The organism is Tolumonas auensis DSM 9187 (assembly GCF_000023065.1).
Lineage (GTDB): Bacteria > Pseudomonadota > Gammaproteobacteria > Enterobacterales > Aeromonadaceae > Tolumonas > Tolumonas auensis.
The window spans coordinates 396,793-414,507 of the sequence record NC_012691.1 but is presented as its reverse complement, the minus strand read 5'-3'; the positions used below and the strand labels follow the sequence as shown (position 1 = coordinate 414,507).

15 protein-coding genes are annotated in these 17,715 nt (G+C 52.0%); 14 read left to right on the top strand and 1 reads right to left on the bottom strand.

Features of this window, described 5'->3' with window-relative positions; all coding sequences use genetic code 11:
* The 10 genes from gspF to TOLA_RS16285 all read left to right on the top strand — a co-directional run bounded on the left by gspF (position 1) and on the right by TOLA_RS16285 (position 10,209).
* Positions 1 to 1,221 (top strand): type II secretion system inner membrane protein GspF, encoded by a 1,221-nt coding sequence (gene gspF / locus TOLA_RS01925; protein ID WP_012728594.1) that lies wholly within the window; start codon positions 1 to 3, stop codon positions 1,219 to 1,221.
* Positions 1,222 to 1,250: 29 nt separating this feature from the next.
* The gene (gspG, locus tag TOLA_RS01920) at positions 1,251 to 1,691 is read left to right on the top strand and encodes a type II secretion system major pseudopilin GspG (protein WP_012728593.1); all 441 of its coding nucleotides are present in this window, start codon (positions 1,251 to 1,253) and stop codon (positions 1,689 to 1,691) included.
* Positions 1,691 to 2,353, top strand: coding sequence for a type II secretion system minor pseudopilin GspH (gspH, locus tag TOLA_RS01915; protein ID WP_012728592.1), 663 nt, complete (start codon positions 1,691 to 1,693; stop codon positions 2,351 to 2,353). The genes gspG and gspH overlap by 1 nt, the downstream gene beginning before the upstream one ends.
* Complete coding sequence (gene gspI, locus TOLA_RS01910; protein ID WP_171804896.1) at positions 2,350 to 2,712, top strand: type II secretion system minor pseudopilin GspI; 363 nt, start codon at positions 2,350 to 2,352, stop codon at positions 2,710 to 2,712. The genes gspH and gspI overlap by 4 nt, the downstream gene beginning before the upstream one ends.
* A gap of 6 nt (positions 2,713 to 2,718) precedes the next feature.
* Positions 2,719 to 3,366, top strand: coding sequence for a type II secretion system minor pseudopilin GspJ (gspJ, locus tag TOLA_RS01905; protein WP_012728590.1), 648 nt, complete (start codon positions 2,719 to 2,721; stop codon positions 3,364 to 3,366).
* A complete protein-coding gene (gene gspK, locus TOLA_RS01900; RefSeq protein ID WP_012728589.1) occupies positions 3,363 to 4,346 on the top strand; it encodes a type II secretion system minor pseudopilin GspK in 984 nt (327 codons plus the stop codon). The genes gspJ and gspK overlap by 4 nt, the downstream gene beginning before the upstream one ends.
* Positions 4,343 to 5,530, top strand: a complete 1,188-nt coding sequence (gene gspL, locus TOLA_RS01895; RefSeq protein WP_012728588.1) for a type II secretion system protein GspL — start codon at positions 4,343 to 4,345, stop codon at positions 5,528 to 5,530. Before gspK ends, gspL begins: the two co-directional genes overlap by 4 nt.
* Complete coding sequence (gspM, locus tag TOLA_RS01890) at positions 5,527 to 6,006, top strand: type II secretion system protein GspM (protein ID WP_012728587.1); 480 nt, start codon at positions 5,527 to 5,529, stop codon at positions 6,004 to 6,006. Before gspL ends, gspM begins: the two co-directional genes overlap by 4 nt.
* Before the next feature lie 4 nt (positions 6,007 to 6,010).
* Entirely contained in the window at positions 6,011 to 6,784 is a 774-nt protein-coding gene (locus tag TOLA_RS01885) for a type II secretion system protein N (RefSeq protein WP_012728586.1), read from the top strand.
* A gap of 128 nt (positions 6,785 to 6,912) precedes the next feature.
* Positions 6,913 to 10,209, top strand: coding sequence for an EAL domain-containing protein (locus TOLA_RS16285; protein WP_012728585.1), 3,297 nt, complete (start codon positions 6,913 to 6,915; stop codon positions 10,207 to 10,209).
* Here TOLA_RS16285 and TOLA_RS01875 read toward each other — a convergent pair.
* Complete coding sequence (locus TOLA_RS01875) at positions 10,184 to 10,792, bottom strand: TetR/AcrR family transcriptional regulator (protein WP_012728584.1); 609 nt, start codon at positions 10,790 to 10,792, stop codon at positions 10,184 to 10,186. The two genes, TOLA_RS16285 and TOLA_RS01875, sit on opposite strands and share 26 nt — an antisense overlap.
* A 216-nt stretch (positions 10,793 to 11,008) precedes the next feature.
* Here TOLA_RS01875 and TOLA_RS01870 point away from each other — a divergent pair, with 216 nt between their 5' ends.
* The 4 genes from TOLA_RS01870 (at position 11,009) to TOLA_RS01855 (ending at position 17,706) form a co-directional block, all read left to right on the top strand.
* Positions 11,009 to 12,196 (top strand): efflux RND transporter periplasmic adaptor subunit, encoded by a 1,188-nt coding sequence (locus TOLA_RS01870; protein ID WP_425358055.1) that lies wholly within the window; start codon positions 11,009 to 11,011, stop codon positions 12,194 to 12,196.
* Between the two features lie 17 nt (positions 12,197 to 12,213).
* Entirely contained in the window at positions 12,214 to 15,360 is a 3,147-nt protein-coding gene (locus TOLA_RS01865) for an efflux RND transporter permease subunit (protein ID WP_012728582.1), read from the top strand.
* A complete protein-coding gene (locus TOLA_RS01860) occupies positions 15,353 to 16,744 on the top strand; it encodes an efflux transporter outer membrane subunit (protein ID WP_012728581.1) in 1,392 nt (463 codons plus the stop codon). The genes TOLA_RS01865 and TOLA_RS01860 overlap by 8 nt, the downstream gene beginning before the upstream one ends.
* A gap of 269 nt (positions 16,745 to 17,013) precedes the next feature.
* Positions 17,014 to 17,706: a hypothetical protein gene (locus tag TOLA_RS01855; protein ID WP_012728580.1), complete on the top strand. Its 693-nt coding sequence runs from the start codon at positions 17,014 to 17,016 to the stop codon at positions 17,704 to 17,706.
* The last annotated feature ends 9 nt before the right edge of the window (positions 17,707 to 17,715 follow it).

Below are 17,715 nucleotides of genomic sequence, written 5' to 3'. Positions count from 1 at the left end.
ATGGCCGCTTTTGCATATCAGGCACTGGATGCCAAAGGCCGGAACAAGGAAGGCATGATCGAGGCTGACTCGCCACGCCAGGCCCGGCAGGCATTGCGTGAGCAGGGATTAACCCCGGTTTCGCTGACTGAAGCCGTGGAACAGGTCAAACAGCAAAGCCTGAAACGCAGCTGGCTGCAACCCCGTATCAGCACGGCTGAACTGGCCTTGCTGACCCGGCAACTGGCCACGCTGGTCGCTGCCGCGCTACCCATAGAGGAAGCACTGAAAGCGGTCGCCCAGCAAACCGAAAAAGCCCGGTTAAGCACACTGGTCGCCGCAGTCCGGACCAAAGTACTGGAAGGGCATTCGCTGGCAGATGGTATGTCGGCCTTTCCCTCCGTATTCGATCAGCTGTACCGGGCAATGGTGGCTGCCGGCGAAAAATCCGGTCATCTGGAAATCGTGCTCAATCGGCTGGCCGACTACACCGAGCAACGTCAGCAGATGAAAAATAAACTGCTGCAGGCGATGATTTACCCCATTATCCTGACACTGGTCGCCATCAGTGTGATTTCGATCCTGCTGGCGACCGTGGTGCCGAAGGTCGTGGAACAGTTCATCCATATGAAACAGGAACTGCCGTTCAGTACCCGCTTTCTGATGGGCGCCAGTGATCTGGTGCGTGATTATGGGCTGTGGTTTGTGCTGCTGATAGCTATCGCCCTGATCCTGTGGCGCGGCTGGGTCGTGAAGCCGGCTAACCGGCGGCGTTATCATGCCATACTGTTACGTTTACCGGTGATTGGCAAGGTCAGCCGGGGGCTGAATACCGCCCGTTTCGCCCGTACCTTAAGCATCCTCAACTCCAGTGCCGTACCTTTACTGGAAGGTATGCGGATCAGTGGTGATGTACTCAGTAATGATGAGGCCAAAATCAGAGTCACCGTTGCGGCGGAACGTGTCCGGGAAGGCAGCAGCCTGCAGACGTCACTGGAACAAACCAAACTGTTTCCGCCGATGATGCTGCATATGATTGCCTCAGGCGAACGCAGTGGTGAATTAGACAACATGCTGGAACGGGCGGCTGACAATCAGGATCGCGAGTTTGAGAGTCAGGTCAACATTGCCCTGAGCATTTTTGAACCAGCACTCGTAGTCAGTATGGCCGTCATTGTGCTGTTTATCGTGCTGGCAATTTTGCAGCCTATCCTGCAACTGAATAACATGATTGGCAGATAATTTTGTTTTTATTAATCCGGGAGTCATCCATGCAACGCAGACAACAACGCGGCTTCACGCTGCTGGAAATCATGGTCGTTATCGTGATCTTAGGCATTCTGGCAAGTCTGGTCGTTCCTAACCTGATGGGCAACAAAGATCAGGCTGACCATCAGAAAGCGGTCAGTGATATTGTGGCGCTGGAGAATGCGCTGGATATGTACAAGCTGGATAACAGCCGTTATCCCACGACCGATCAGGGTCTGAATGCACTGCTCATTAAGCCGGACAGCGACCCGGTGCCGAGAAACTACAAAGATGGCGGTTATATCAAACGTCTGCCGGCTGATCCGTGGCAGAGCGAATATCAGCTGCTCAGTCCGGGTGAACACGGCACAATTGATGTTTTCTCAATGGGGCCGGATGGTCAGTCCGGAACGGAAGATGACGTCGGTAACTGGGCTCTGGATAAGCGGGATAATCAACAGTGATGCGTAAAACCATGCGTGGCTTCACGCTGATTGAAATCATGCTGGTGATCGTGATCATCGGCTGTGCCACCGGCATTATCGTGTTGTCGATCCCCGGTGGTCCAAGCCCGAAACTCGGCAACGATCTTGCTGAGGAAAGCCAGCAGCTGGCCGCCACCATTCAGGTGATGAGCGAGCAGGCCACTCAGCAGGGGCGCACGATCGGACTGCATATTTCCGACCATGGTTATCAGTTTATGATCCGGCAGCAAACCACGGCTGCCAATGATGATACTGTCACGCAGTCAACCAGCCAGGCATTAGATACTCTGCCCGACTGGGACCATCAGGTATGGCAACCTTATACGAGTGAAAAACTGCGCACCGCCGGTGAATTTGATGAAAAAGTCTCGCTGGCTCTGACGCTGGATGGCCTGCAATTGCAGGAGGAAGAAAACCGTCTGGGACGTTCCAACCCGCAATGGTTTGATACCGAAAACCAGCTTGAGGCAAAAACACCGCAAATACTGCTGTTACCCAGCGGTGAAATCACGCCATTTTCTCTGACGCTGGAAGAGCTGGGGAGCAACAGCACTCTGTATCGTCAGATCAAAGGGCAGGAAAATGGCCAGATCACCGTGCTGAACGAGCCTGAAGATAACGTCTCCGGAGGACATTCTTGAGTTGCCGCGGCATGACCTTGCTGGAAGTGATGGTGGCGATGGCAATATTTGCTGTCGCCGGCATTGCGCTGATGAAAACAGTTACCGAGCAGGTCGTCGCACTGGCTACTCTGGAAGAGAAAACCTTTGCCAGCTGGGTTGCGGATAACCAGCTGGTTACTATCCGGCTAACGGAGAAATGGCCGAATCTGAACTGGAGCAATGGCACAGAAGAGATGGCCGGACGCACTTACTACTGGCGCTGGCACGGGGTAGAAACCGCCGATCCGCAATTCAGAGCCATTGATGTTGAAGTCCGTGATGCGGAACAAGCCCCCGATCCCCGCGCGACGATGCGTAGTTATGTGTCGAAGAACTAGCCATCTATGCTGACCATACCATCCGCCAAATCACAACAAACCGGGTTTACCTTATTGGAGGTATTACTGGCACTGGTGATTTTTGCCATGCTCAGTCTCAGTGCCTATGCCGTATTACAGGGTGTGATGCGAAACGATGAAGTCTCCCGCGAGAAAATTACCCGCCTGTCAGAACTGCAACGGGCATTTGCTACCCTGGCGCGTGATTTTACACAGGTGATTCCCCGCCCGACGCGCATCAATGGTGAAACCAGCACAATATTATTTCAGGCGGAACGTTTTAAGCTGGGCAGTGAAGACGGCGCAGTGACACTTGTCCGCGCCGGCTGGTTTAATCCGGGCGGAGAGTTACGCCGTTCAGAATTACAAAAAGTGGGTTACCGCTTACGCCAGCAAACACTGGAACGACTGACCTATATCTATCCTGATGCTGTTACCGGAACCGAGCCGACGGCCACGCCACTGCTCAGCCGGGTGACGGCATTCAGTCTGCGTTTTTATAATAACGGGCAATGGCTGACACAATGGATCACACCTGATGAACTGCCAGCTGCGGTCGAAATCACTATCACAGCAGAAGATTACGGCACCATCCGGCGGCTGTTTCTGCTGACCGGAACATCCGATACTGCCAGCAGCGGGAGTCGCGAATGAAACGTCAACAGGGAATGGCTCTGCTGGTCGTCTTACTCCTGCTCGCCGTCATGGTCACCATGGCCAGCAGCATGACGCAGCGCTTCCGGATGGAATGGCAACGCACCTACAACCAGCAGTTACAGCTGCAGAATTACTGGTATCTGCTTGGCTCGGAAACGCTGATCAGCAAAGTGCTGGTACAGGATTTCAAAGACAATCCGGAAAAAAACTCACTGGCACAATACTGGGCAATAGAAGGTCAGGTTTTCCCGGTAGAAAACGCCATCCTGCAAGGTGTGGTGCGTGATTCGCAGGCCTGTTTCAATCTGAATTCGCTAACCAATGACAGCACCGATGAAACCAGCACTGCAGTTAGTGCAACCTATCGCGCGACCGTTTTTAAAGATCTGTTAATTAATCTGGGAGCGGATGATTACCGTGCGCAGCAAATCACAGCAGCGGTTCAGGATTGGCTGGATACTAATACCATCGCCCGCTCACTCGGTGCGGAAGACAGTGAATATGAAGCACTGACACCACCTTATCTGCCGGCTAACGGCTTAATGCAGGATGTCAGTGAACTGCGGGCTGTCAGAGGAATGGATGCCGCCCTCTATCGTCGTTTATTACCTCAGGTCTGTGTCATTCCGGAGAAAACACTGCAGGTCAATGCCAATACCCTGCGCACCGTTCAGGCACCATTGCTGGCAGCGCTGTTTCTGAATGATCTGAGCGTGGATGATGCCCGCAACATTCTGGAACAACGCCCGCGCGAAGGTTGGGATAGCGTTGCCGAATTTCTGGAATTAGGCGCACTGAGTAACACGGCCGCAGCCGGTGATCAGGTACAATCGGCACTGACTATAAAGAGTTTCTACTTTCTGGCGACCTTACAGGCTGAGACAGATAACTACCAGACCCGTCTGATTAGCTTGTTTCAGCGGCAGAGTGATAACCAGGTGACTGTTATCCGTCGTCACTTCGGAGGATTAGAGTGAACGAATTTTTATTAATACGACTGGGTTCCCGTCATCAGGAGCGCGTGCACTGGCTGGTATGGTCCGTTACGCAGCAAGCCGTTATTTCCAGCGGGCAGTTGGATAACGCCGCACAATTATCAGAACTGACGGAACGTGCCGGTCACCGCCCGGTATATGTTCTGGTGCCGGGTTGTGATGTTATTTTCCGTGAACTCACGCTGCCCGGGCGTCTGAACGCGCAGACGATGCGGGCATTGCCCTTCATGCTGGAAGACGAAATTGCCAGTGATGTGGAACAGCTGCATATCACGGTATTAGCCCATCAGGGACAGCAGGTGAACATTGCTGCCGTAGAACAGACACAGATGCAGCAGTGGCTATCCTGGCTGGCAGATGCCGGACTAACAGCACAACAACTGCTGCCGGATGTACTGGCACTGCCGCAACCTGAAGGAGAACAATGGTCACTGCTGCAACTGGGCGATCAGTGGCTTATCCGCCAGTCGGCATGGCAAGGCAGCGTAGTGGACAACGACTTGTTTTCTGCCTGGATGACTTGCCATCAGCCGTACCCGGCTTTGCACAGCTACACACCGCCACCGGCAGAACCGCCGGCTGAATGGATCGTTTCATTATGTGAACTGCCGATGCAGTTGCTGGCTGAGCAAGTTCCTGTGCAACGCATTGATCTGCTGCAGGGTGCATTCCGCCGGGTTTCGACGTGGAAAAAACAGTGGCTGCGCTGGCGTCTGCCGGCGGTACTGACCGGCCTCCTGTTACTGCTGTTCATGGCTAATCAGGGCATGGAATATGTGCAGTTACGTCAGCAACAGCAACAATTACAGCAGCAAATGACCGCTCTGTACCGGCAGTTGTTCCCGGAAGAAAAACGAATCGTTAATCCGCGAGCCCAGTTAAAACAACACCTGCAGGGCTTACAGCAAGCGCCTTTGACAGACAGTTTCCTGAGCCAGCTCGCGTTACTTGCTCCGTTGTTACATAAAACGCCGGAAATTGAATTACAGCAACTGCGATTTGAGGCGGATAAACAGGAATTCCGTTTACAAATCAGTGCGAAAGATTTCGGAATGCTGGATAAATTCCGTAATCAGGCCAATACCACATTTGCAACAGAAATGACCAATATGCAGGATCAGGGTGGACGAGTCAGTGGCATGCTGATCATAAGGAGCAAATCATGAAACAGTGGTGGCAGGATCGGACTACCCGCGAACGCCGGATCGTGCTGGCCGCCGCGCTGGTACTGTTGTCCATCATACTGTACTGGAATGTCTGGTCTCCGCTGCAGCAGCATCTGCAGCAACAGCGCGGTCAGGTACAGCAATTACAGCAACAATTAAGCTGGATGCAGCAGCAGGCGCCGCTGGTGCGCCAGCTGAAACAGCAATCCGCATCCCCCAGGGAATACTCCGGCGATATCGCCAGTACGCTCAGCAACAGCAGCCAGGGCTATCAGATCGTGTTAAAGCGGATCCAGCCACAGGGCACCAACGCACTGGTTGAAATGGATACCACCAGCTTTGAACAATTGGTGAGCTGGCTGAATATGTTAGAACAGCAATATGGCATAACGCCGCAACAAATTGATCTGCAGCCGGCCGAAGTTCCCGGAAAAGCACAGGTCAGACGCTTGCTGCTGGGCCGGAATAAAGAATAATTCAATGACAATAAAGAACCTGAGCCCGCGGCTCACACTGCTTTTACTATTTCTGTTCTGTTACCTGCTGTTTTTGCTGGCAACCTTTCCGGCGGCACAATTGCTGCCTCGTCTGCCGCTGCCTGCCGGAATGCAACTGCACAATATCCGCGGGACCGTCTGGCAAGGGCAGATCGGCGAACTGCGCTGGCAAAAGCGCGCGTTACATGATGTACAGTGGGAAGTGTTATTCAGCCGGTTATGGCTGGGAATGCCGACGGTGAAACTGTCGCTGCAGGATCCGGAAATCGCGATAGCCAGCGCCACGGTCGGCTGGCGCGGTGACTGGAAAATTAACGATCTGACGCTCAAAACACCGGCCAGTGTACTGCAGCAACAGATCCCCTACCCGCTACCGGCAGAAGCGTCCGGAACATTACAGCTCAACATCAGCCATCTGAGTTTTAACAACAAACAATGTCTGGCGCTGGAAGGACAAGCCGAATGGCTGCAGGCACAGTTGCTGACGCCCGCTGGCGAGCTGGTGCTGGGCAATCCGCAGGCTGAGCTGAGCTGCCGGAATAATGAACTGGAGATCAACATCCGTCAGGATTCAGCCGCATTACGCAGTCAGGCACAGCTGCAGTTGAATATGCAAGGTCTGTATAAATTGCAGGCGACGCTCTACCCGGGAAATGAGTTGCCGGCCGATCTGCGGACATCGCTTAACTGGTTAGGAACCAGTGACAGTGAAGGTGCAATCCGGATCAAAAATGAGGGCCGCTGGAACGGCTATTAAAATTCCCGGACCAGATACATAAAAATTGTGGCTGGTCGCATTTAGCCGGAAATAAAACAGGTATCATTCAGCCTCAAACGATCACATAACTATTATAAAGAACAAAGAGCAAGGATGGTGTCGTTATCATGAATAGTGCCACCGCACAGATCCCGTTGCGTACGGCAACGCGGATCATGCTGTTTTACACAGTGTTGTCCGTAGCATGGTTTTATTTCTCCGGTTATAGCCTCTCCCCCTCTGCCACAAAGGGCGCTCCGCCCTTTGATAGTCTGACGTTCTGGGTCTCCCTGACTACCTTTATTACCGGTATCACCGTCGGTGTCTTCTTTCTGCTGGTTTGGCGGCAACACTATATGCAACACCGACAGGCACTATCGCGCCGTGTCGCGGAGAAGGATCGGCTCTTACACCATTTCTTTGATTTACCGCTGCTGGGGATGGCGATCACGACCAATGCGAACGGCAGTTGGTTACGCTTTAATGATCACCTCAGCACACTGTTTAACCTCTCCCGGGATGAATTAGCAGAGCTGAACCTGCTGGCCCTGACCCATCCGGATGATCGCCCGTATGATCGGCAGGAATGGATGCGGATGCAGGATGGTGAATCACAGGGCTATCGCCGGGAAAAACGTTTTGTCCGTCCGGATGGTTCCATGTTATTTGCGCTCGTTGATACCCGCTGTATCCGGCATCCGGATGGCAGTATTGATTGTATGATCAACGTGATTGAAGATATCTCCGCCCGCAAAAACAGCGAACTCCGGTTGATTCGTCAGAATAATCTCTATGACATGCTGTCACTGACTAATCAGGCCATTGTGCGCAGTCAGGATCGTCTGGTACTGCTGCAGAATATTTGCCGTATCGCTGTCCGGAATGGGGGCTTTGTCTTTGCCTGGGTCAGCGCAACGGAGCAGGAACACAGCTCCCATGTCGCCAGTTACGGTCATGATAATGGCTTTCTGCAATTCATCAGAGATTACCAGCAACAGCACCGGCTCAGCGCCGGTAGTCACGCTCCGGTTCTGATGCCCACAGATCGAGCGATTGCGGCTGAGTCGCATGTCATTCTGAATCATTTTCTGACCGACGAATCCGTACAACCATTTCATGAAGCCGCAACCCGGGCGGGTTTTCAGTCTGCCGGTTATTTTGTGATCCGGGAAAAAGGACAGGTGATCGGTGCACTGAATCTGTATGCCGATGAGCCGGATTTCTTCTCGCCGGAAGTGCGGGCCACACTGAATGATATGGTCATGGATGTGACTTATGCCCTGGATATGCTGCTACAGGCGAAGGAGCGCGCCAACGCTCTGATAGCATTACAGAATGCGGCGGAAGTGATCGATGCCAGCCCGACAATACTGTTCCGCTGGCAACCCAATTCCAGCTGGAAAATGGAATATGTCTCCAGCAACGTACAACGCTGGGGCTATCAGGCCGACGATTTTATTAACGGCAAGCTGACGATGAGTGATCTGCTGCATCCGGAAGATCTGCAGCGGGTCTGGGCTGAAGTCATACATCACATAGAAACCCGTCACAAAGAATACATTCTGGAATGTCGCGTCCGGACGGCGGCCGGTGAATATCTATGGGTAGAAAACCATGTCACCACTTCATTTGACCGGAAAGGTAAACCGCAACGTTTCACCGGTGTCATGACCGACATTACCCAGCAAAAAAACAACGAATTGCAACTGCGTCAGGCGGCGATTGTCTTCGAAAGTACCCGGGAAGGGATTGTCATCACCGATGCTGAGCGCAACATCATCAAAGTGAACCGGGCGTTGATCGACCTGTTTGGTTATCCGGAAAATGAATTACTGGGTCAGCGACCGCGGATTTTCCATTCTGGCAAACACGATGGTCACTTTTATCAGCAGATGCTGCAGGCACTGGATGAACACGGTTTCTGGCGCGGTGAAATGTGGAATCGCAGACAAAACGGCGAACTGCTGCCGATGATGACCAGCATCAATCCGGTTTGTGACAGTAATGGTGAAATCCTCTATTACATCAGTATTTATACCGATATCAGCCAGCTGAAAGACTCTGAGGCCAGACTGGAACATATGGCACTGCACGATCCGCTGACGGGTTTGCCAAACCGGGCCATGCTGGGTCAGAAATTAGATTCCGCACTGCAGCATGCCATGCTGAACAGTACCCGGGTGGCATTGCTGATGCTGGATCTCGATCACTTTAAAAATGTAAATGACAGTTTTGGTCACCACTTCGGCGATGAACTGCTGCATCAGGTGTCCGCCCGTCTGAAACAGCAGTTAAGGGAAAGCGATGTGGTCTGTCGCTTGGGTGGCGATGAATTTACCGTGCTGTTACAAAACAATCCGTCACCGGATGATGTCTCACTGCTGGCAGAAAGAATCATTCATGCTCTGCACCAGCCATTCTTATTATCTAATGCACGCGAAGTGATGATAGGTACCAGTATTGGTATCAGCCTGTATCCGGAACATGGCAGTACAGCTGAGGAACTGATGCAGCAAGCCGATACTGCGATGTACCGCGCCAAACACGATGGCCGTGATGGCTACCGGTATTTCTCGGAAGAGCTGTTTCTCAAAGCCAAAGCACGTCTGGAACTGGAGCAAAGGCTGCACCGTGCGATTACCGGGCAAGAATTTAAGGTGTTCTATCAGCCGCAGATTTCCATTAAGACCAATCAAATCATTGGCGCGGAAGCCCTGTTGCGCTGGGATGATCCGGAGTATGGCCTGATTCCGCCATCAGAATTCATTTCCGTAGCCGAAGAGACGGGTTTGATCCAGAACATTGGTGAGTGGGTACTTTATGAAACCTGCCGTCAGGGCCGTGACTGGCTCGATCAGCACCTTCCGCCGATTAATCTGGCGGTCAATTTATCGCCGTTACAACTGCATCATGGTGATGTCCGGCAGTTGATTGGTACGATCCTGCATAACTCGGGTTTCCCGGCTCATCATCTGGAACTGGAACTGACCGAAAGTGCACTGATGGAACAGCAGGAAGAAACAGTAAAAATACTGCAGGGCTTAAGGCAGCAAGGGATCCGCATCGCGATTGATGATTTTGGTACCGGTTATTCCTCACTGGCCTATCTGAAACAGTTTCCGCTAGATGTACTGAAAATCGACAAACGTTTTGTCGAGGATATTCCGCATGAACGCGATGATATGGAAATTGCAGCAACCATCGTGGCGATGGGGCATTCACTGCGGCTCACCGTGCTGGCAGAAGGGGTGGAAACGAAAGCTCAGCTGGAATTCCTTGAACAACAGGGATGCGATTATTATCAGGGCTATCTGTACAGTATGCCTTTACCGGCAGAGGAATTTGCGCAGTTACTGAGTCAGCAAAATCCGCCTGTTACGCAGGCTCATATCGGAAAACTCAGAGAGTCAGCACAAATAGCATGACCTGACGCATCAACACCGTCAGCGCTTCTTTATCCATGGTGGGGTTATGAACACTCTTCATCAGCAGGCCATCAAACATAGCCGCGATGAGATCAGTTTTAACCTGAACATCCACAGTGGATACCGCACAGCGCTGAGCCATTTCTTTGATTAACAAATCGCTCAGGCGCTGCCGGCCTATCTGATTCGATTTCTGCACGGTTGCTGCGATTTGCGGGTTACGGGCTGATTCCGCCATAATTTCCAGCATCAAGGCGGCACAATCCGGATTTGTATTCGCTTCCACACCACAAGTAACGCCATCTAACATGGATTGGAGAATGTCATCGGATGAGTAGAATATTTCTGTCCACTCCATCATTTCTTCCATATCGCGTTCTACAATCGCAGAGATGATGGCTTCTTTATTGTCGAAATAGTGATAAATATGACCCGGACTCATTCCCGCTGTTTTGGAGATCTGTGCCATACTGGCCCCATGAAAACCATGATTCCGAAAACAGACCGCCGCTGCATCTAACACCTGATTCCGGCGTTGTGCTGCACGATCTGATTCCGGAGAAGTCACTGTCATTTCGCTCATTGAACCACCCCAATAATTAGAGAAAGATATTTTACCTTTTCCCACGATTGATAAGGTAAAAATTCTAATCTAGAATGAGCGCTCTAAATAGAATGAACGTTCAATTTTTTGCATAACTTAACGTTTCGCTAATGAATTGGTCAAAGTTCTGTGACATTTTTTGATTTAAATAGCGCGCTATATTCAAATTGTTATTACAAATCTGAGGTTACCATGCTGCATCACTCCTGCTCGTTCCGTGTAACAATTCTTGCACTACTCACCACGACCCTGCTGTTGACTGGTTGCAATCCATCAGCAGAGAATAATCAGACGGCCATGGCAACCCAGGCACCTGAAGTCAATGTTATCGCTCTGCAACCCCGGGCACTGACGCTGCATACCGAGCTCCCCGGCCGGACAAGTGCCTATCGCGTTGCTGAAGTTCGTCCTCAGGTGGGTGGCATCGTGATCAAGCGTTTGTTCCGTGAAGGCAGCGATGTCAAAGCCGGTCAGACCTTATATCAGATCGATCCGGCAACTTATGAAGCCAGTCTGGCCAGTGCGAAAGCATCCTGGGAGCGCGCGAAGGCATCAGAAGCCATTGCTCGCCTGAAAGCTGAACGCTATCGCGATCTGAGCAAAACCAATGGCGTCAGCCGTCAGGAAAATGATGATGCTGAAGCCAGCTGGAAACAGGCTGTCGCGGATGTTGCCTCAGCCAAAGCCGCGCTTGATACCGCCCGAATCAATCTGGAATACACCAAGGTGAAAGCACCGATTTCCGGCCGCATCGGGAAATCAACTGTCACCGAAGGTGCGCTGGTCACCGCCCAGCAAACCACCGCATTAACGACCGTTCAGCAACTGGATCCGCTGTATGTGGATGTCAGTCAGTCCAGCAATGAATTACTGAAACTGAAAAAAGCGCTGGCAGAAGGTCAGCTGGAAAAAGCTGGTCCTCAGGAAGCAAAAGTTAAGTTATTGCTGGAAGACGGTTCTTATTACACCGAAAGTGGCAAATTACAGTTCTCTGACGTCACAGTGGATGAAGGGACTGGCAGTGTCACCGTGCGCGCTATTTTTGCCAACAGCGAGCTACAGTTACTGCCGGGCATGTTTGTCCGCGCTGAACTGACTGAAGCCACACTGAAAGATGCCTTATTGGTACCGCAACTGGCCGTCAGCCATGATCCTCGGGGTAAAGCGACTGTCTTAGTGGTTAATGCGCAGGATCAGGTTGAGCAGAAAGCATTTGAAACCGCCCGCAGTATCGAGAACAACTGGCTGGTTAAAGACGGGCTGAGTGCCGGCGACCGGATCATTGTGAATGGCGCCCAGAAAGTAAAAGCCGGAATGAAAGTCAGCGCTAAAAACGTTGATGTTGCCTCACTGACCGTAGCCAGCCCGGCCACCAAACAGTAATTATCCGCGGAGTCGTTATGTCCAGATTTTTTATTGATCGCCCGATTTTCGCCTGGGTAATCGCAATAGTGATCATGCTTGCCGGGGCACTGGCAATTAAGTCTTTACCCATAGAGCAATATCCGACGATTGCTCCACCATCCGTGCGTATCAGTACCAGCTACCCGGGAGCCTCAGCTCAGACTGTAGAAGACAGTGTGACCCAGGTACTGGAACAAAACATGACCGGTATTGATAACCTGCTGTATATGTCATCGCAAAGTGACTCCAGCGGCAATGTGACGGTCTCCTTAAGTTTTCTTGCCGGTACCAATGCCGATACAGCGCAGGTCCAGGTACAGAACAAGGTGCAGCAGGCGTTAAGCTCGCTGCCACAAACAGTACAGGATCAAGGGGTTCGCGTAGAAAAATCCACCGAATCATTTCTGATGGTTGCCGGTTTGATCTCTGAGAATGGTGAGATGGATCAGTCAGATATCAGTGACTATATGGTCACCAATATCAAAGAACCGCTCAGTCGTATCAAAGGTGTGGGTACCGTACAAATCTTTGGTTCGCAGTATGCGATGCGCGTCTGGCTGGATCCGAACAAACTCAACAGCTTCAATCTGACACCGGGCGATGTCACCAGCGCCATTACGTCGCAGAATACGCAGATCTCTGTCGGTCAGTTGGGTGCTACCCCTGCTGTTGCCGGACAACAGTTTAATGCCACCATCACCGGTCAGGGTCGTCTGACCAGCATGGATGAATTTAAAAACATCCTGCTGAAAGTGAATACCAATGGTTCACAGGTACGTCTGCGTGATGTTGCCCGGGTCGAGCTCGGTGCGGAAAGTTATAACGCCGTCAGCCGCTATAATGGTAAACCTGCATCGGGTATTGCTATCCGTTTGGCAAGTAATGCAAATGCGTTAGATACAGCCGAGCTGGTTAAAGCCAAGATGGCAGATTTATCAAAGTATTTCCCGACAGGTCTGAAAGTTGTTTATCCGTTTGATACTACGACTTTCGTTAAGATCTCTATCTCTGAAGTAGCACAAACGCTGGTTGAAGCCGTGATACTGGTGTTCTTCATCATGTATCTGTTCCTGCAAAACTTCAGGGCAACCCTGATCCCGACCATTGCCGTACCGGTGGTACTGCTGGGTACATTCGGCATCATGTCGGTATTCGGTTATACCATTAACACCCTGACCATGTTCGGGCTGGTACTGGCCATCGGCCTGCTAGTGGATGACGCGATCGTCGTTGTTGAAAACGTCGAACGTGTGATGTCCGAGGAAGGGCTGTCACCGCTGGAAGCTACCCGGAAATCCATGGATCAGATCACCGGCGCACTGATCGGTATCGCACTGGTGCTGTCCGCCGTATTTGTGCCGATGGCATTCTTCAGCGGCTCCACAGGGGCGATCTACCGTCAGTTCTCGCTGACGATCGTCTCGGCAATGGCGTTGTCTGTTGTTGTTGCCCTGATCCTGACCCCGGCGCTTTGTGCCACCATGCTGAAGCCGGTTCCAAAGGGGGATCATGGTATTCAGACCGGTTTCTTTGGCTGGTTTAACCACATGTTCGAACGCAACAGCCGTCGTTACCGCAATACGGTAGGCCGGATACTGCAACGCAGCGGACGTATGCTGGTGATTTATGTGGTTCTGTTGCTGGGACTGGTCTGGTTATTCACGCGCATGCCTACCTCCTTCCTGCCGGAAGAAGATCAGGGTATTGCGCTGACCATGGTGCAGCTGCCTACCGGTGCTACTCAGGAACGAACCCTGAAAGTACTGGATAAAGTATCTGATCACTTCACTACTGCTGAGAAAAAGAATGTTGAGTCGGTGTTTACCGTGGCTGGCTTCAGTTTCGCCGGTAGCGGACAGAACATGGGCCTGGCATTCGTTAAGCTGAAAGACTGGAGTGAACGTAAAGCCTCAGACGATGCGGCCAGTGCCATTATCGGCCGGGCAATGGGTGCGTTTTCGCAGATCAAAGATGCGTCGATCTTTGCTTTCAACATGTCGAGTATTCCGGCGTTAGGTAACTCCAGTGGTTTTGACCTGTATCTGCAGGATCGCGGCGGACTGGGTCATGAAAAACTGATCGAGGCACGTAACCAGTTACTGGGCATGGCAGCAAAAGAGCCGTCGCTGACCCGTGTCCGCCCAAATGGCATGGAAGATACACCGCAATACAACATCAATATCGACTATGAAAAAGCGATGGCGCTGGGTCTGACGGTCAGTGATATCAACAGTACGTTATCCACTGCCTGGGGTTCAAACTACGTGAACGACTTCATCGATCGGGGTCGTGTGAAAAAAGTGTATGTGCAGGCTGATGCGCCATTCCGCATGCAACCGGAACATCTGCAATTGTGGTATGTGCGTAATGCTCAGGAACAGATGGTACCCTTTTCAGCCTTTGCTGAAGGTAACTGGAGCTATGGTTCACCACGTCTGGAACGCTATAACGGTTCATCTGCAATAGATATAGTAGGTGAAGCTGCCGAAGGCTATACCACTGGTGAAGCTATGGCGACTATGACCAGATTAATCAGTCAGTTACCGGAAGGTATTGGCTTCGAGTGGACAGGCCTTTCTTATCAGGAACAGGAATCCGGTAGTCAGGCCCCTGCGCTGTATGCCATTTCACTGCTGGTGGTATTCCTGTGTCTGGCCGCGTTATATGAAAGCTGGACCATCCCGTTCTCGGTTATGCTGATTGTGCCATTGGGGGTCGTCGGTGCCCTGGCGGCAGCGACATTGCGCGGCTTATCGAACGATATCTTCTTCCAGGTCGGCTTGTTAACCACTATCGGACTGGCGGCGAAAAACGCCATCCTGATCGTAGAGTTTGCCAAAGAGCTGTTCGACAAAGGCATGGGTATCAAACAGGCCGTTATTGAAGCATCGCGTATGCGTCTGCGCCCGATCCTGATGACCTCGCTGGCCTTTATCCTCGGTGTATTCCCACTGGTGATTAGCTCCGGGGCTGGTGCCAGTGGTCGTCATGCTATCGGTACCGGTGTGACCGGCGGGATGATCGCAGCGACAGTTCTTGCTATCTTTTATGTACCGAGCTTCTTCGTACTGGTTATGAAGTACTTCAGTAAACATCGTCATTCGTTACGCGCACCGACTTCTGCGGAGAAACATCATGATTAAACGCCCTATCGCGTTCCTGGTTTCCCTGTTACTGGCAGGCTGTTCACTGGCACCGGACTATCAGCGTCCGGCCGCCCCTATCCCTGCCGGATACGATACTTCATCCGCCAGTACCATCGCGGCGGTAAAAGCAACCGACTGGCAGCAGGCATTTACCGATCCTGCATTGCAAAAGCTGATCGATACCGCATTACAGAACAACCGCGATCTACGGATCGCCATTCTGAATGTGGAAGCCTATCAGGCACAGTACCGCATCCAGCGTGCGGCCCAGTTACCAACGCTGACCGCATCCGGCTATCAGGCCAGACAGCGGATCCCAAGCACCTACAGCGGAACCGCTGATGCCATCAGTAACACCGATTCCGCGACTGTGGGCATCAGTGCCTATGAGCTGGATCTGTTCGGCCGGGTGCAAAGCCTGAAGGATCAGGCGCTGGAAAATTATCTGGCGCAGGAAGAAACTCAACGTAGCACACAGCTGAGTCTGATTGCCAACGTGGCGACCGCCTATATGACCCTGCTGGCGGATCAGGATCTGCTGCGGCTGGCCGAGCAGACAGCCAAAAGCTATGAACAGAGTTATCAGCTGATTGAGCAACGCTATCAGGCCGGTATCTCATCGTCGCTGGATGTCAGTCAGTCCCGCTCTAACTTAGAGAGTGTTCGTTCCAGTCTGGCACAGTACCGCCGTCAGGTCACACTGGATAAAAATGCACTGCGCCTGCTGATGGGAACTAATATTCCGGCTGGCTTATCTTCCGGCTTGCCGGAACAGGATCTGACATTACTGTCACCGCTCGGTGCCGATATACCGTCTACCCTGCTGACCCGTCGTCCTGATATTCTGGCGGCAGAACATTCACTAAAAGCGGCTAATGCCAATATTGGTGCAGCACGCGCGGCGTTCTTCCCGACTATCAGCCTGACCGCGAATGCCGGCAGCATGAGCTCCTCGCTGAACAAGCTGTTTGACGCGGGTTCAGGCACCTGGCTATTCCAGCCAAACATCAGTCTGCCAATCTTTGACTGGGGCAGCCGCGATGCACAACTGGATGTCGCCAAAGTGCAGGAAAAAATCGAAGTTGCGACCTATGAAAAAGCGATTCAGACCGCTTTCCAAGAGGTCTCAGATGGTTTAGCCGCGCAGGATGGCTACCGGGATCAACTCCAGGCACAGCAAGCGCTGGTGGATGCCAACAGAACCTATTATCAGCTGGCACAAAGCCGTTACGAGAAAGGGGTTGATAGCTATCTGACTCTGCTGGATGCCCAGCGCTCACTGTTCTCTGCGGAACAGGGGCTGGTCAGCACCCGTCTTGCACTGCTCAGCAACCGGGTCAGCCTGTTTAAAGCACTCGGTGGTGGCTGGCAGCAAAAGTAATGAATCGTCATCAACCAAGATGAGGGAACCAAACACAATCGTAACAGGTTAAGGATGGTTCTGACCCGGTCACGGGTTATTTTGGTCTTTTCCGGCATGGTTGCCGATCCGGCTTTATATCTTTGATATAAAGCCTTTTTTCTTTCCGGAACCCTCCGTCATCCCGCTACCATCTGCGCTGGTTTTTCCACCGGTAATGCACTTTACGTTTGCTTCTGTGCTAGTATTGCGCCGATTAACAGCCCCTCAGATAAGTCAGTTACGGTTGTATGAACAAAATTAGAAAACTCCTGTTCAGTAGCGGATTACTGCTGTTGCCTTCACTGGCTTACGCGGTTCCGGTCACTGAATTTGTCGATACCCTTTTTATTGGTGGCGGCGTCATGCTGTTTATCGCTGGCGTATTACTGTTGCTGGTACCCGGATTATTCAAGACCGGTGTATTCATCACGTTGCTGGCAGATATTTTATTCATGTTCCGCATGTTGTTTCCGGATGTGCTGGAACAGGATCTGGCTGCGCAATCAGACTGGCAACCGCTGATTGAATCGGCATCTACCGGCAGCAGCCGGTTTTATGCCGCGATCGGTGTTGCACTCATTGTCATTACTACACTGTCATTGCGCTGGTTACTGCATTCTTTTCTGGCAGCACCTTCTGCGGCACCGAAAAGCAGCAGCAGGACATCCCTAACTGCCCGCAAGAAAACGGTCAGCCAGAACCATCCGTCCAGACAAAAACCATCAGGCCGCACTAAATCACGTCTGAATCGGGATCGTGATGATTTCTCCGGCTACACAGAAGAGCCGCCAGCACCACAAGCGGAGCCGGTATCTCCGGTACATAATAAGCGGTTTCGTGTGCACGACTATCTGGAAAACCTGGAACAGCAACAGGCACAACCAGCACCAAGTCCGCAGGAAACAGAACCCGCTATTCACTTTGACCGCATCGAACGCTAAGGATGACCG